General features: G+C 62.1%; 10 protein-coding genes. All 10 read right to left on the reverse strand.

All coding sequences use genetic code 11. The features are described 5' to 3' along the window. Positions 1 to 12: 12 nt before the first annotated feature. A complete protein-coding gene (rplW, locus tag HNO52_RS18375) occupies positions 13 to 309 on the reverse strand; it encodes a 50S ribosomal protein L23 (protein ID WP_104205223.1) in 297 nt (98 codons plus the stop codon). Next, positions 306 to 911: a 50S ribosomal protein L4 gene (gene rplD, locus HNO52_RS18380; protein WP_167119231.1), complete on the reverse strand. Its 606-nt coding sequence runs from the start codon at positions 909 to 911 to the stop codon at positions 306 to 308. The genes rplW and rplD overlap by 4 nt, the downstream gene beginning before the upstream one ends. A 14-nt stretch (positions 912 to 925) precedes the next feature. Next, the gene (gene rplC, locus HNO52_RS18385) at positions 926 to 1,564 is read right to left on the reverse strand and encodes a 50S ribosomal protein L3 (protein ID WP_197566643.1); all 639 of its coding nucleotides are present in this window, start codon (positions 1,562 to 1,564) and stop codon (positions 926 to 928) included. A gap of 150 nt (positions 1,565 to 1,714) precedes the next feature. Then, the gene (rpsJ, locus tag HNO52_RS18390; protein ID WP_010626466.1) at positions 1,715 to 2,026 is read right to left on the reverse strand and encodes a 30S ribosomal protein S10; all 312 of its coding nucleotides are present in this window, start codon (positions 2,024 to 2,026) and stop codon (positions 1,715 to 1,717) included. A gap of 164 nt (positions 2,027 to 2,190) precedes the next feature. Beyond that, entirely contained in the window at positions 2,191 to 3,384 is a 1,194-nt protein-coding gene (gene tuf, locus HNO52_RS18395; RefSeq protein WP_197566644.1) for an elongation factor Tu, read from the reverse strand. Positions 3,385 to 3,413: 29 nt separating this feature from the next. Then, the gene (fusA, locus tag HNO52_RS18400) at positions 3,414 to 5,534 is read right to left on the reverse strand and encodes an elongation factor G (RefSeq protein WP_197566645.1); all 2,121 of its coding nucleotides are present in this window, start codon (positions 5,532 to 5,534) and stop codon (positions 3,414 to 3,416) included. 45 nt (positions 5,535 to 5,579) lie between these two features. Further along, on the reverse strand, positions 5,580 to 6,050 hold the full coding sequence (rpsG, locus tag HNO52_RS18405; RefSeq protein WP_159554817.1) for a 30S ribosomal protein S7: 471 nt from the start codon (positions 6,048 to 6,050) through the stop codon (positions 5,580 to 5,582). A gap of 113 nt (positions 6,051 to 6,163) precedes the next feature. Beyond that, complete coding sequence (gene rpsL / locus HNO52_RS18410; RefSeq protein ID WP_010626462.1) at positions 6,164 to 6,538, reverse strand: 30S ribosomal protein S12; 375 nt, start codon at positions 6,536 to 6,538, stop codon at positions 6,164 to 6,166. A 146-nt stretch (positions 6,539 to 6,684) separates the two neighbouring features. After that, positions 6,685 to 10,905 (reverse strand): DNA-directed RNA polymerase subunit beta', encoded by a 4,221-nt coding sequence (gene rpoC, locus HNO52_RS18415; RefSeq protein WP_197566646.1) that lies wholly within the window; start codon positions 10,903 to 10,905, stop codon positions 6,685 to 6,687. 11 nt (positions 10,906 to 10,916) lie between these two features. Further along, complete coding sequence (rpoB, locus tag HNO52_RS18420) at positions 10,917 to 14,993, reverse strand: DNA-directed RNA polymerase subunit beta (protein ID WP_197566647.1); 4,077 nt, start codon at positions 14,991 to 14,993, stop codon at positions 10,917 to 10,919. Positions 14,994 to 15,170 lie beyond the last annotated feature (177 nt).

Consider the following 15,170-nt stretch of genomic DNA (forward strand, 5'->3'; position numbering starts at 1 on the left):
GTACTCCTGCCCTTATTCGGCGCCAGTGAAGTCTTCGAGCGTTTCACCAGCAGCCAGGGTCACATAAGCCTTGCGATAGCCCTGGCGGCGGCCCAGACCCTGCGCGGTACGCTTGGTCTTGCCCTTCATGTTCAGCACCTGGACGCGATCGACCTTCTTGCCAAACAACACCTGAACGGCTTGTTTGATTTCAGGCTTGGTCGCGTCGCTGGCCACCTTGAACACATACTGGTTGCGCTCGGCGGCGAAAGCGGCCTTCTCGGTCACGTGCGGACCGAGCAGAACCTTGAATACGCGCTCCTGGTTCATGCCAGCTTCTCCTCGAATTTACGCAGAGCAGAGACGGTGACCAGCACCTTGTCGAAGGCGATCAGGCTCACCGGATCGGCGGCGGCCACATCCACCACATCCACGTTGGGAATGTTGCGAGCGGCCAGATACAGCTTCTCGTCGACTTCCTCGGTGACGATCAGCGCCTTCTCCAGACCCAGCTCGCCCAGCTTGGCGACCAGCTGCTTGGTCTTGGGCGCATCGACGGTGAACTCGTCGATGGCAACCAGACGCTCCTGACGCACCAGCTCGGACAGGATGGAGCGCATTGCTGCGCGATACATCTTGCGGTTGACCTTCTGCGAGTGGTCCTGCGGACGCGCCGCGAAGGTCACGCCACCGCTACGCCACAGCGGCGAGCGGATGGTGCCGGCGCGAGCGCGACCGGTACCCTTCTGGCGCCACGGCTTCTTGCCGCCACCACGCACATCGGAACGGTTCTTCTGAGCGCGGGTACCCTGACGACCACCGGCCAGATAGGCGGTGACGACCTGGTGAACCAGCGCCTCGTTGAATTCTTTGCCAAAGGTGGCGTCGGCGACTTCGACAGTACCCGCGCCTGCAGCAAGATTCAGATTCATCGGTTCTATCCCCTTCAGCCAGCTTTGACGGCGCTACGAACGATGACGTCGCTGCCGGTAGCACCGGGCACGGCACCCTTGATCAGCAGCAGGTTACGCTCGGCATCGACCCGCACGACTTCGAGGCTCTGGACGGTGCAGCGGACATTGCCCATCTGACCGGCCATCTTCTTGCCTTTGAAGACACGACCCGGGGTCTGACACATGCCAATGGAACCCGGCGCGCGATGCGACAGGGAGTTGCCGTGGGTGGCATCCTGGGTACGGAAGTTCCAGCGCTTGACGGCGCCCTGGAAGCCCTTGCCCTTGGAGGTGCCGGTCACGTCGACTTTCTGACCAGCTTCGAAGAGGGATACGGTGAGTTCGCCGCCCACTTCCGGAGCCTCATCGCCTGCGGCGACACGGAACTCCATCAGCGAACGACCGGCCTCGATACCTGCCTTGGCGTACTGACCTGCTTGTGCCTTGGTGAGGTGCTTGGCCTTGCGGGAGCCGGTTGTGACCTGAACCGCCGCATAGCCGTCGGATTCGACGGTCTTGACGCTGGTGACGCGGTTCGGCTCAACCTCGATCACGGTTACGGGCACGGAGGCGCCATCTTCGGTAAAGACACGGGTCATACCGGCCTTTCTACCGACCAAACCGATAGTCATTCTCAGTCTCCTTTAGTGTACGGGGCTATCACCCGCTATGGCTGCCCTTTCCAGAGCATTCCACTAGCACGTTGTATGACGCCATCACGGCGTGGCGGCTGCTGCTCCAACTCGTTCGAAAGAGCGCTGGGCCGCGGGTGTCTAGTGTGATTAGTCGAGCTTGATCTGCACGTCCACGCCGGCGGCGAGGTCGAGCTTCATGAGGGCATCGACGGTCTTTTCGGTCGGCTCGACGATATCGAGCACACGCTTGTGAGTGCGGATCTCGTACTGGTCGCGCGCATCCTTGTTGACGTGCGGCGAAATCAGTACGGTGTAGCGCTCACGATTGGTCGGCAGCGGGATCGGACCGCGCACCTGAGCACCAGTCCGCTTGGCGGTATCAACGATCTCCGCGGCAGACTGATCGATCAGGCGATGGTCGAATGCCTTCAACCGAATGCGAATCTTCTGGTTCTGCATTTGCCCTAAACTCCAATGGATGTCGACGACATTTGCCGCCTACCCACGCATTCAAAGGATGCGCATTATATGCACGCCGAGGGCGAGAGTCAAACACTCCGCCAAGGTGCGCAGAAAGGGGGCTCCTCGCGGAGCCCCCTTCGATCAATCAGAAGCCCGAGGACTTACTGAACGATCTTGGCCACGACGCCGGCGCCGACAGTGCGGCCACCTTCACGAATGGCGAAGCGCAGACCCTCGTCCATGGCGATCGGAGCGATCAGGGTGACGACCATCTTGACGTTGTCGCCCGGCATGACCATCTCGACGCCTTCCGGCAGTTCGCAGGTACCGGTCACGTCGGTGGTGCGGAAGTAGAACTGCGGACGGTAGCCCTTGAAGAACGGCGTGTGACGACCACCCTCTTCCTTGGACAGCACGTAGACTTCGGCTTCGAAGACGGTGTGCGGATTGATGGTGCCCGGCTTGGCCAGGACCTGTCCACGCTCGACTTCGTCACGCTTGGTGCCACGCAGCAGGGCACCGACGTTCTCGCCGGCACGACCTTCGTCGAGCAGCTTGCGGAACATCTCGACACCGGTAACGGTAGTCTTGGTGGTGTCCTTGATACCGACGATCTCGACTTCTTCGCCAGCCTTGACGATGCCGCGCTCGATACGACCGGTGACCACGGTGCCACGACCGGAGATGGAGAAGACGTCCTCAATCGGCATCAGGAACGGCTGATCGATGGCGCGCTCCGGCTCCGGGATGTAGTCGTCCAGGGCCTTGATCAGGTTGGCAACGGCCGTGGTACCCATGCCGTTCTCGTCCTCACCGTTCAGCGCCATCAGCGCAGAACCGGTGATGATCGGCGTGTCGTCGCCCGGGAAGTCGTACTCGTTCAGAAGTTCGCGAACTTCCATCTCGACCAGCTCGAGCAGCTCCTCGTCATCGACCATGTCGGCCTTGTTCAGGAACACGACGATGTACGGCACGCCAACCTGACGCGACAGCAGGATGTGCTCACGAGTCTGCGGCATGGGGCCGTCGGCAGCGGAACAGACCAGGATGGCGCCGTCCATCTGGGCCGCACCGGTGATCATATTCTTGACGTAGTCGGCGTGCCCCGGGCAGTCGACGTGCGCGTAGTGACGCTGCTCGGACTGATACTCGACGTGAGAGGTGGCGATGGTGATACCACGCTCACGCTCTTCCGGAGCGTTGTCGATGGAGTCGAACTGACGCCATTCACCGCCGAAGACCTCAGCAGAAACGCGAGTCAGGGCCGCAGTCAGAGTGGTCTTGCCGTGGTCGACGTGACCGATGGTGCCGACGTTGATGTGCGGTTTGGAACGTTCAAATTTTTCCTTAGCCACTTCGATAACCTCTTTACGTTTGCTAGCGGTTAGCCTTTCTGGTTGATGACGGCTTCAACGATGCTGGAGGGCGCCTCTTCGTACGCTGCGAACTCCATGGTGTAGCTCGCACGACCCTGGGTCTGGGAGCGCAGATCGGTCGCATAACCGAACATTTCGCCCAGAGGCACCATCGCGCGGATGACCTTGCCGGAGGAAGAGTCATCCATGCCCTGCACCAGACCCCGGCGACGGTTGAGGTCACCCATGACGTCACCCATGAAATCCTCGGGCGTCACGACCTCGACCCTCATCACCGGCTCCAGCAGCACGGCCTTGGCCTTGCGGGCCCCTTCCTTGACTGCCATGGAAGAGGCAACCTTGAACGCGTTCTCGTTCGAGTCCACGTCATGGTAGGAACCATCGTACAGCGTGACCTTGACGTCGATCATCGGGTATCCCGCGATAACGCCGTTCTGCAGCTGCTCATAGGCCCCTTTCTCGACGGCACCCACATACTCCTTGGGTACCACACCGCCGACGATCTCGGAAGCGAACTTGAAGTGCATGTCTTCTTCTTCGCCCTTGTCCGCCTCGGTAAGCGGCTCGATGCGCAGCCAGACATGGCCGTACTGGCCTCGACCGCCGGACTGACGCACGAACTTGCCTTCCTGCTCAACCTTGCCGCGAATGGTTTCGCGGTAGGCCACCTGCGGCTTGCCGATATTGGCTTCGACCTTGAACTCGCGACGCATGCGGTCGACGATGATGTCCAGGTGCAGCTCGCCCATGCCGGAGATGATGGTCTGGCCGGTTTCTTCGTCGGTCCTGACCTGGAACGAGGGATCTTCCTGGGCCAGCTTGCCCAGCGCCACGCCCATCTTCTCCTGATCGACCTTGGACTTCGGCTCTACCGCCACGGAGATGACCGGATCCGGGAACTCCATGCGCTCGAGCACGATCTTGTTCTCCAGATCGCACAGTGTGTCACCGGTAGTGACGTCCTTCAGACCGATACAGGCGGCAATGTCGCCCGCCAGAATTTCCTTGATCTCTTCGCGCGAGTTGGCGTGCATCTGCACGATACGGCCCACCCGCTCCTTCTTCTGCTTGACCGAGTTGTAGACGCTGTCGCCAGACTTCAGCACGCCGGAATAGACGCGAATGAAGGTCAGCGTACCGACGAAGGGGTCGGTGGCGATCTTGAAGGCCAGTGCGGCGAAGGGAGCACTGTCGTCCGCCTCGCGGGTCGCAACGGTGCCATCCCTGTCGTCCAGCTCACCCTCGATAGCCTTGACCTCGGTGGGTGACGGCATGTACTCGATGACGCCGTCGAGCACCGCCTGCACGCCCTTGTTCTTGAACGCCGAGCCGCAGGTGACCAGCACGATCTCGTTGTCCAGCGTACGGCGACGCAGACCAGCCTTGATCTCCTCGATGGACAGCTCACCCTCTTCGAGGTACTTGTCCATCAGTTCTTCGGAGGCCTCGGCAGCGGCTTCGACCATCTGCTCGCGGTACTCTTCGGCAGTTTCCTGGAGCTCAGCCGGGATATCGACCAGCTCGTAGTTCATGCCCAGGCTCTCCTCGTCCCACAGGATAGCCTTCATCTGGATCAGGTCGATGACGCCCTTGAAATCCTCCTCGGTGCCCCAGTTGATCTGGATCGGCACCGCATTGGCATTCAGGCGCTTCTTGAGCTGATCGACGACCATGAAGAAGTCGGCACCGGTGCGGTCCATCTTGTTGACGAACACCATGCGCGGTACTTCGTACTTGTTGGCCTGACGCCATACGGTCTCGGTCTGCGGCTGCACGCCGGACGAGCCGCACAGCACCACCACGGCACCGTCGAGCACGCGAAGCGAACGCTCCACCTCGATAGTGAAGTCGACGTGTCCGGGGGTATCGATGATGTTGATGCGGTGCTCATCGAACTGCTTGTTCATGCCCTGCCAGAAGCAGGTGGTCGCCGCGGAGGTGATGGTGATGCCACGCTCCTGCTCCTGCTCCATCCAGTCCATGGTGGCCGCGCCGTCATGGACCTCGCCCACCTTGTGGGAGAGACCGGTGTAGAACAGGACACGCTCAGTCGTGGTGGTCTTGCCGGCATCGACGTGGGCGACGATACCGATATTACGATAGCGCTTGAGTGGAGTCTTGCGAGCCACGGTGGAACTCCCCGTTGGTTGGCGATGCGTTTAGAAGCACTGCACTTAGAAGCGGTAGTGCGAGAACGCCTTGTTGGCCTCAGCCATGCGATGCACGTCTTCACGCTTCTTGACCGCAGAACCCTTGCCTTCGGCGGCATCGAGCATCTCGCCCGCGAGACGCTGCACCATGGTCTTCTCACCGCGCTTGCGTGCCGCATCCACCAGCCAGCGCATGGCCAGCGCCTGGCGGCGCGAGGGGCGAACCTCTACCGGCACCTGATAGGTCGCACCGCCGACGCGGCGGGACTTGACCTCGACCATCGGCTGAATGGCTTCCAGCGCGCGATCGAAGATGTCCAGCGGCTCTTCCTTGCTACGCTCGGCAACCGTGTCCAGCGCACCGTAAACGATACGCTCAGCTGTGGACTTCTTGCCGCTGACCATCAGGTGGTTCATGAACTTGGCCAGACGCTCACTTCCGAACTTGGGATCCGGCAGGATCTCGCGCTTGGCTACTACTCTTCTTCTAGGCATGACAAGCCCTCTAGCGAAGGGTCTTTCAGGCAAACCCGGAACTCCCGCCATCTGCGGCGCCCGACCTTACTCTTATCAGACCGAAATGGTTTTCCAGTACGTACCGATGTCGATCAGGACTTCGGACGCTTGGTGCCGTACTTGGAACGGCCCTGCTTACGATTCTGCACGCCGGAGGTATCGAGGGCGCCGCGCACGGTGTGATAACGCACACCCGGCAAATCCTTGACACGGCCGCCGCGAATCAGCACGACAGAGTGTTCCTGAAGGTTGTGGCCTTCACCACCGATGTAGGACGATACTTCGAACCCGTTGGTCAGGCGCACACGGCAGACCTTACGCAGGGCCGAGTTCGGCTTCTTCGGGGTAGTGGTGTAGACGCGGGTACACACACCGCGCTTTTGTGGGCAGGCCTGCAGCGCCGGCACGTCGCTCTTGGCGGCGGGGCGCTTGCGCGGCTTGCGCACGAGCTGATTGATCGTTGCCATGTTGTGTAGCTGACTCCAGTGGTTGCCTTGCCTTTTCAGTGGACGCGGGCGCACCCACCCCACTATTAAAGGCTGCGAATTCTAAGGTCTAACGGGGTGAAGCGTCAAGCGCTTGGACGCATCCGCGCGCTTGACGCCCGTCCCGTTTACAGCTCGTCGTCTTCCGAATCGAGGGCGGTGAGCTGAGCGCCCAGCTCCTGCTCGACATCGAAGGCCGACGGATGGAGCAGACGCTCGGTATCATCCCGCTTGCGGCGACGCTCCTGATGGTGAGCCAGACCCGTTCCCGCCGGGATCAGGCGACCGACCACCACATTTTCCTTCAGCCCGCGCAGGTAATCGCGCTTGCCGGTAACCGCCGCTTCGGTCAGCACTCGCGTGGTCTCCTGGAAGGAGGCCGCAGAGATGAACGACTCGGTGGCCAGGCTGGCCTTGGTGATACCCAGCAGCACGCGCTGGTATCTGGCCGGGAATTTCTCGCCCTGCTCCAGACGGGCATTCTCCTCGAGCACCTTGGCCAACTCGACCTGGTCACCCGGAATGAACTCGGAATCGCCGGAGTCGGTGATCTCCACTTTGCGCAGCATCTGACGCACGATCACTTCGATGTGCTTGTCGTTGATGCCCACGCCCTGCAGGCGGTAGACCTCCTGGATCTCGGCGGTAATGTACTTGGCCAGCTCCGCCACTCCCAGCAGCCGCAGGATATCGTGCGGGTTGCTCGGACCGTCGGAGATCACCTCGCCCTTCTCCACCGTCTCGCCTTCGAAGACGGCGATCTGGCGCCATTTCGGAATCAGCGCCTCGAACGGATCGCTACCATCGTCGGGCGTGATCGTCAGGCGACGCTTGCCCTTGGTCTCCTTGCCGAAGCTGATCGTACCGCTGATCTCGGCGAGGATTGCCGGCTCCTTGGGCTTGCGCGCTTCGAACAGGTCGGCCACACGCGGCAGACCACCGGTGATGTCCTTGTTGCCGGACGCCTCGACCGGGATACGCGCGACGATCTCGCCGATACCGATCCGGGCACCATTGTCGACCGAGACGATTGCCTTGCCCGGCAGCAGGTACTGCACCGGCGTATTGGAGCCAGTCACGCTGATCGGCTCGCCGCTCTCGTCGGTGAGCAGGATCATCGGGCGGCTGTCGCGGCCGGCTTGCGGGCGAGCGGCCGACTCGATCACCTCGATCGAGGAGAGGCCGGTCATCTCGTCCACGCTGCGGTGAATGGTGACGCCGTCGACCATGTCGACGTACTGCACCTTGCCCTCCAGCTCGGCAATGATCGGGTGGGTGTGCGGATCCCACTTGGCCACGGCCTGGCCGGCATCCACGGCGTCTCCATCCTTGACGGAGAGCTCGGCACCATAGGGCAGCTTGTAGTACTCGCGCTCGCGGCCATGATCGTCTGCCACCGCTAGCGCACTGGAGCGAGACACCACCACCAGCTTGCCGTCGGCACGCTCGACGAACTTCATGTTGTGCAAGCGTACCTTGCCGCCATGTTTGACCTGGACGCTGTCCACCGCCGAGGCGCGCGATGCCGCACCGCCAATGTGGAAGGTCCGCATGGTCAGCTGGGTACCCGGCTCACCGATCGACTGTGCGGCAATGACACCCACTGCCTCGCCGATGTTGACCTGATGGCCACGAGCCAGGTCGCGACCATAGCACGAGGAACAGACGCCGTGGGTCGACTCACAGGCAATGGCGCTGCGCACCACGATTTCGTCGACGCCCATGGTGTCGAGACGCTCGCACCAGGCTTCGTCGAGCAGGGTGCCCTTCTCGATCAGCACCTCATCGTTGCTGGGGTCGATGACGTCCTGGGCCACCACACGCCCCAGCACACGCTGGGCCAGCGAGACGATGATGTCGCCACCCTCGATCACCGGATGCAGCGTCAGGCCCTGCTCGGTACCGCAGTCGGGCTCGGTGATGACCATGTCCTGGGCCACGTCGACCAGGCGACGGGTCAGATAACCGGAGTTGGCGGTCTTGAGTGCCGTATCCGCCAGGCCCTTCCGCGCCCCGTGGGTCGAGATGAAGTACTGCAGGACGTTCAGGCCTTCGCGGAAGTTGGCCACGATCGGCGTCTCGATGATCGAGCCGTCCGGCTTGGCCATCAGGCCGCGCATGCCCGCCAGCTGGCGGATCTGCGCGGCGCTACCACGTGCACCGGAGTCGGCCATGATGAACACGCTGTTGAACGAGTCCTGCTCCACCTCGTTGCCGTTGCGGTCGACCACGGTCTCCTTGGAGATACCCGTCATCATCGCCTTGGCCACCTTGTCGTTGGCTTTGGACCAGATGTCGATGACCTTGTTGTACTTCTCGCCGGCGGTGACGAGACCGGAGGAGAACTGGTCCTCGATCTCCTTGACCTCGGCCTCGGCGGCGTCGACGATTTCCGTCTTGGCCTCCGGGATGACGAAGTCGTTGACACCGATGGAGGCACCCGACCAGGTCGCCATGCGGAAGCCGGTATACATCAGCTGATCGGCAAAGATCACCGTCGGCTTGAGGCCGGCACGGCGATACACCTCATTGAGCAGCTTCGAGATCGCCTTCTTCTTCATCGGCTGGTCGACCAGCTCGAAGGGCACACCATCGGGCAGGATGCGGAACAGCATGGCACGACCCGCCGTGGTGTCGTAGAGAGTACGGGCGGTAGTCTGCTCGCCGGTTTCTTCGTCGACCAGTGTCTCGGTGAGGCGCACCTTGACACGCGCATGCAGCGACACGCTCTGGGTGCCGAAGGCCCGCTCGACCTCATTGAGGCCGGAGAACACCATGCCCTCGCCCTTGGCGTTGATCTTTTCACGGGTCATGTAGTACAGACCCAGCACCACGTCCTGGGACGGCACGATGATCGGATCACCGTTGGCCGGTGACAGCACGTTGTTGGTGGCCATCATCAGCGCACGCGCCTCGAGCTGGGCTTCCAGGGTCAGCGGCACATGCACCGCCATCTGGTCCCCGTCGAAGTCAGCGTTGTAGGCGGCACACACCAGCGGGTGCAGCTGGATCGCCTTGCCCTCGATCAACAGCGGCTCGAACGCCTGGATGCCCAGACGGTGCAGGGTCGGCGCGCGGTTGAGCAGCACCGGGTGCTCGCGGATGACGTCGGCGAGTATGTCCCATACCTCGGGCAGCTCACGCTCGACCATCTTCTTGGCGGCCTTGATCGTGGACGCGTGGCCCAGCGACTGCAGCTTGGAGTAGATGAACGGCTTGAACAGCTCGAGCGCCATCTTCTTGGGCAGACCGCACTGATGCAGGCGCAGGGTCGGGCCAACGGTAATGACCGAACGGCCGGAGTAGTCGACGCGCTTGCCCAGCAGGTTTTGACGGAACCGCCCCTGCTTGCCCTTGATCATGTCGGCCAGAGATTTCAGCGGACGCTTGTTGGAGCCGGTGATGGCGCGACCGCGACGGCCGTTGTCAAGCAGCGCATCGACCGCCTCCTGCAGCATGCGCTTCTCGTTGCGCACGATGATGTCCGGCGCATTGAGGTCGAGCAGCCGCTTCAGGCGGTTGTTGCGGTTGATTACCCGACGGTACAGGTCGTTGAGGTCGGAGGTCGCGAAACGTCCGCCGTCCAGCGGTACCAGCGGACGCAGGTCCGGCGGCAGCACCGGCAGCACTTCCATGACCATCCACGCCGGATCGTTGCCGGAGTTGAGGAAGGCCTCCAGCAGCTTGAGCCGCTTGGAGAGCTTCTTGATCTTGGTCTCGGAGTTGGTCTGCGGGATTTCCTCGCGCAGGCGATCGACCTCCTCGGAGAGGTCGATGTCCTTGAGCAGTGCCTGGATCGCCTCGGCGCCCATACGGGCATCGAAGTCGTCACCGAACTCCTCTAGGGCTTCGAAGTACTGCTCGTCGTTGAGCAGCTGGCCGCGCTCGAGCGTGGTCATGCCCGGATCGATGACCACGAAGCTCTCGAAGTAGAGCACCCGCTCGATGTCGCGCAGGGTCATGTCGAGGAACATGCCGATGCGCGACGGCAGCGACTTGAGGAACCAGATGTGGGCAACCGGCGAGGCCAGCTCGATATGGCCCATGCGCTCGCGACGCACCGCCGCCTTGGTCACCTCGACGCCACACTTCTCGCAAATGATGCCGCGGTGCTTCATGCGCTTGTACTTGCCGCACAGGCACTCGTAGTCCTTGACCGGACCGAAGATCTTGGCACAGAACAAGCCGTCCCGCTCCGGCTTGAAGGTGCGGTAGTTGATGGTCTCGGGCTTCTTGACTTCGCCGTAGGACCAGGAGCGAATCATGTCCGGCGAGGCGAGCGAGATCTTGATCGCGTCGAACTCTTCGGACTGTGACTGCGATTTGAGGACTTTCACCAAATCTTTCATGGAATCGGCTCCTAGCTCTCTAACTCGATATCGATGCCCAGCGAACGGATTTCCTTCACCAGTACGTTGAAGGATTCCGGCATGCCGGCATGCATGGTGTGGTCGCCGTCGACAATGCTCTTGTACATCTTGGTGCGACCTTCCACGTCGTCGGATTTCACCGTGAGCATCTCCTGGAGCGTGTAGGCTGCGCCGTAGGCTTCCAGCGCCCACACCTCCATCTCGCCGAAGCGCTGGCCACCGAACTGCGCCTTGCCGCCCAGCGGCTGCTGGGTAACGAGCGAGTAGGAGCCAGTGGATCGGGCGTGCATCTTGTCGTCCACCAGGTGGTTGAGCTTGAGCATGTACATGTAGCCCACCGTCACCGGCCGGTCGAAGGCATCACCGGTACGCCCGTCATACAGCGCCATCTGACCGGAGTCCGGCAGGTCGGCCAGGCGCAGCAGGTGCTTGATCTCACCCTCGGCGGCGCCATCGAACACCGGCGATGCCATCGGCACGCCGCCGCGCAGGTTCTTGGCCAGGGCGATGACTTCGTCGTCGCTCAGCGAGTCCAGATCCTCCTGACGGGTACCCTCGGTGTTGTAGATCTTGCCGAGGAACTCGCGAATCTCGCCCACCTGCTGGGCACGTGCGTCGCGCAGCAGGGCATCGATCTTGACGCCGAGACCCTGAGCGGCGAGCCCCAGGTGGGTCTCGAGAATCTGACCCACGTTCATACGTGACGGCACACCCAAGGGGTTCAAGACGATATCGACCGATACGCCATTGTCGTCGAAGGGCATATCCTCGACCGGCATGATCGCCGAAATGACGCCCTTGTTACCGTGGCGGCCGGCCATCTTGTCACCCGGCTGGATGCGACGCTTGACCGCCATGTAGACCTTGACGATCTTGAGCACGCCCGGTGCCAGGTCGTCGCCCTGGGTCAGCTTGCGCTTCTTGTCCTCGAAGCGCTCCTCCATCTCCTTGCGACGGTTCTCGAGCTGCTCGTCGGCCTGGGCCAGCAGCTCGTTGAGCGACTCGTCCTGCAGACGCAGCTTGAACCACTGCTGACGCGGCAGTTCCTCGAGGTAGCTGTCGGAGAGCACGTCGCCCTTCTTCAACTTGGGCCCGCCATTGACCGGCTGCCCAGCGAGCGTGCGCTTGAGACGCTCGAAAGTGGCATCCTCGGCGATGCGGTAGGTCTCCTGGAGGTCCTTGCGCACCTCGTCGAGCTGCATCTGCTCGATGGCCAGTGCCCTTGAGTCCTTCTCCACGCCGTCGCGGGTGAACACCTGGACGTCGATGACCGTACCCTTCATCCCGGTCGGCGCACGCAGCGAGGTGTCCTTCACGTCGGAGGCCTTCTCGCCGAAGATCGCCCGCAGCAGCTTCTCTTCAGGGGTCAGCTGGGTCTCGCCCTTCGGCGTGACCTTGCCCACCAGGATGTCACCCGGGCCCACTTCGGCACCGATGTAGACCACACCGGCCTCGTCGAGCTTTGAGAGCGCCGACTCACCGACATTGGGGATGTCGGAGGTGATCTCCTCCGGACCCAGCTTGGTGTCGCGCGAGACGCAGGTCAGCTCCTGAATGTGGATGGTGGTGAAGCGATCCTCCTGCACCACGCGCTCCGACAGCAGGATCGAGTCCTCGAAGTTGTAGCCGTTCCAGGGCATGAAGGCGATGCGCATGTTCTGGCCCAGGGCCAGGTCGCCCATGTCGACGGACGGGCCGTCGGCAAGGATATCGCCACGCGCCACCACGTCCCCCGGACGCACGATGGGACGCTGGTTCATGCAGGTGTTCTGGTTGGAGCGGACGTACTTGGTGAGGTTGTAGATATCGACGCCGGCCTCGCCGCCGATGATCTCGTCCTCGTTGATCCGTACTACGATGCGCTTGGCATCGACCGAGTCGATCACGCCGCCACGACGCGCTACGGCACATACGCCGGAATCGCGCGCAACGAAGCGCTCCATGCCGGTGCCGACCAGCGGCTTCTCGGCACGCAGGGTGGGCACCGCCTGACGCTGCATGTTCGAGCCCATCAGGGCGCGGTTGGCATCATCGTGCTCGAGGAACGGGATCAATGCCGCCGCCACGGAGACCACCTGCCGCGGAGAGACGTCCATCAGCGTGACCTGCTCGGGGCGCATGAAGGTGGTTTCGCCCTTGTGTCGCACCTGTACCAGATCGTCGACCAGCTTATTGGACTCGTCCACGGTGGCCGAGGCCTGGGCGATGATGAAGTCGCCCTCCTCGATGGCGGAGAGGTGCACGACCTCGTCGGTCACCTGACGATCCACCACCTTGCGGTACGGCGTCTCGAGGAAGCCGTAGCTGTTGGTGTGGCTGTAGGTGGCCAGCGAGTTGATCAGGCCGATGTTCGGGCCTTCCGGCGTCTCGATCGGACACAGGCGGCCGTAGTGCGTGGCATGAACGTCGCGCACCTCGAAGCCGGCCCGCTCGCGCGTCAGACCACCCGGGCCGAGCGCGGAGACACGGCGCTTGTGGGTGACCTCGGAGAGCGGGTTGTTCTGGTCCATGAACTGCGACAGCTGGCTCGAACCGAAGAACTCCTTGACCGCCGCAGCCACCGGCTTGGCGTTGATCAGATCCTGCGGCATCAGGCCTTCGCTCTCGGCCATGGAGAGGCGTTCCTTGACCGCGCGTTCAACGCGCACCAGGCCCACGCGGAACTGGTTCTCGGCCATCTCGCCGACGCAGCGAATGCGACGGTTGCCCAAGTGATCGATATCGTCGACTTCACCGAAGCCGTTACGGATGTAGATCAGCTCCTTGAGCACATCGAGGATGTCGCGATTGTCGAGCACTCCGGAACCGGTGTCGCCTTCACGACGCAGACGGCGATTGAACTTCATGCGACCGACGCCGGAGAGATCGTAGCGGTCCTCGGTGAAGAACAGGTTGTGGAACAGCGTCTCGGCGGCTTCCTTGGTGGGCGGCTCGCCGGGACGCATCATGCGGTAGATCTCGACCAGCGCCTCGAGCTGCGAACCGGTGGTGTCCAGACGCAGGGTCTCGGAGACGAACGGGCCGCAGTCGAGGTCGTTGGTGTACAGGGTCTCGACTTTCGTGATTCCGGCCTGACCGATTTTCTCCAGCAACTCGGCCGTGATCACGCTGTTGCAGGGGCAGATCAGTTCGCCGGTGTTCGAATCGACCTGATCCTTGGCCAGGGTCTTGCCGAACAGATAGTCCATCGGCACCTCGAGACGCTCGAGGCCGGCCTTCTCCAGTTGACGAATATGCTTCTGGGTGATGCGACGCCCTTCCTCGACGATCAGGTTGCCATCGGCATCCTTGATATCGAAGGTGGCGGTCTCGCCGCGCAGGCGTGACGGCACCAGTTCCACAGAGAAACCACTCTTCTCGATGTGGAAGGTGCTGGTATCGAAGAACTCACCGAGGATCTCCTCGGCGCTCATGCCCAGCGCGCGCAGCAGCACCGTGGCCGGCAGCTTGCGGCGACGATCGATGCGCACGAAGACGTTGTCCTTGGGATCGAACTCGAAGTCGAGCCAGGAACCGCGGTAGGGAATTACGCGAGCAGAGTAAAGCAGCTTGCCTGAGGAGTGGCTCTTGCCCTTGTCGTGATCAAAGAACACGCCCGGCGATCGATGCAGCTGAGAGACGATGACCCGCTCGGTGCCGTTGACCACGAAGGTGCCGTTCTCGGTCATCAGGGGGATCTCCCCCATATAGACTTCCTGCTCCTTGATGTCCTTGATGGCCTTGTTCGAAGAGTCGCGATCATAGATGATCAAGCGAACCTTGACCCGCAGGGGAGCGGAGTAGGTGACGCCACGCAGCTGACACTCCTTGACGTCGAACGCCGGGGTGCCGAAGCGGTAGCTGACATACTCGAGCGCGGCGTTGCCGGAGAAGCTCTCGATCGGGAATACGGACTTGAAGGCCGCATGCAGCCCTACCTCGAGACGCTCATCGGCCGAGCGGTCCTGCTGGAGGAAGTCGTAGTAGGAATCAAGCTGGATCGCCAGCAGGTAGGGCACATCCATCACTTGGGGCAGTTTGCCGAAATCCTTGCGGATGCGTTTTTTCTCAGTGTATGAGTAAGCCATCTGTATTCCCCAGCTTGTTCACCATGGGTGACCGATGCGTGGTCGGCGCCGCCCGACGGGCTTCCCCGTCAGGCGCTGACGGCAAGCTCCACAAGGGATAGCTCGCCGTCGGGATTCTGCTAGCGACGCTGTTTCAGCACGGCGCTAGTGCAACAGAAAAAGGCCGGCAGCGGGAAG

Origin of the sequence: Halomonas sp. MCCC 1A13316 (genome assembly GCF_014931605.1) — a bacterium.
Taxonomy (GTDB): Bacteria; Pseudomonadota; Gammaproteobacteria; order Pseudomonadales; family Halomonadaceae; genus Halomonas.

What these genes read in the sequence shown, in the direction of transcription:
- rplW (WP_104205223.1), bottom strand. Translation starts at nt 309, where the DNA reads ATGAACCAGGAGCGCGTATTCAAGGTTCTGCTCGGTCCGCACGTGACC.
- rplD (WP_167119231.1), bottom strand. Translation starts at nt 911, where the DNA reads ATGAATCTGAATCTTGCTGCAGGCGCGGGTACTGTCGAAGTCGCCGAC.
- rplC (WP_197566643.1), bottom strand. Translation starts at nt 1,564, where the DNA reads ATGACTATCGGTTTGGTCGGTAGAAAGGCCGGTATGACCCGTGTCTTT.
- rpsJ (WP_010626466.1), bottom strand. Translation starts at nt 2,026, where the DNA reads ATGCAGAACCAGAAGATTCGCATTCGGTTGAAGGCATTCGACCATCGC.
- rpsG (WP_159554817.1), bottom strand. Translation starts at nt 6,050, where the DNA reads ATGCCTAGAAGAAGAGTAGTAGCCAAGCGCGAGATCCTGCCGGATCCC.
- rpsL (WP_010626462.1), bottom strand. Translation starts at nt 6,538, where the DNA reads ATGGCAACGATCAATCAGCTCGTGCGCAAGCCGCGCAAGCGCCCCGCC.
- rpoC (WP_197566646.1), bottom strand. Translation starts at nt 10,905, where the DNA reads ATGAAAGATTTGGTGAAAGTCCTCAAATCGCAGTCACAGTCCGAAGAG.
- rpoB (WP_197566647.1), bottom strand. Translation starts at nt 14,993, where the DNA reads ATGGCTTACTCATACACTGAGAAAAAACGCATCCGCAAGGATTTCGGC.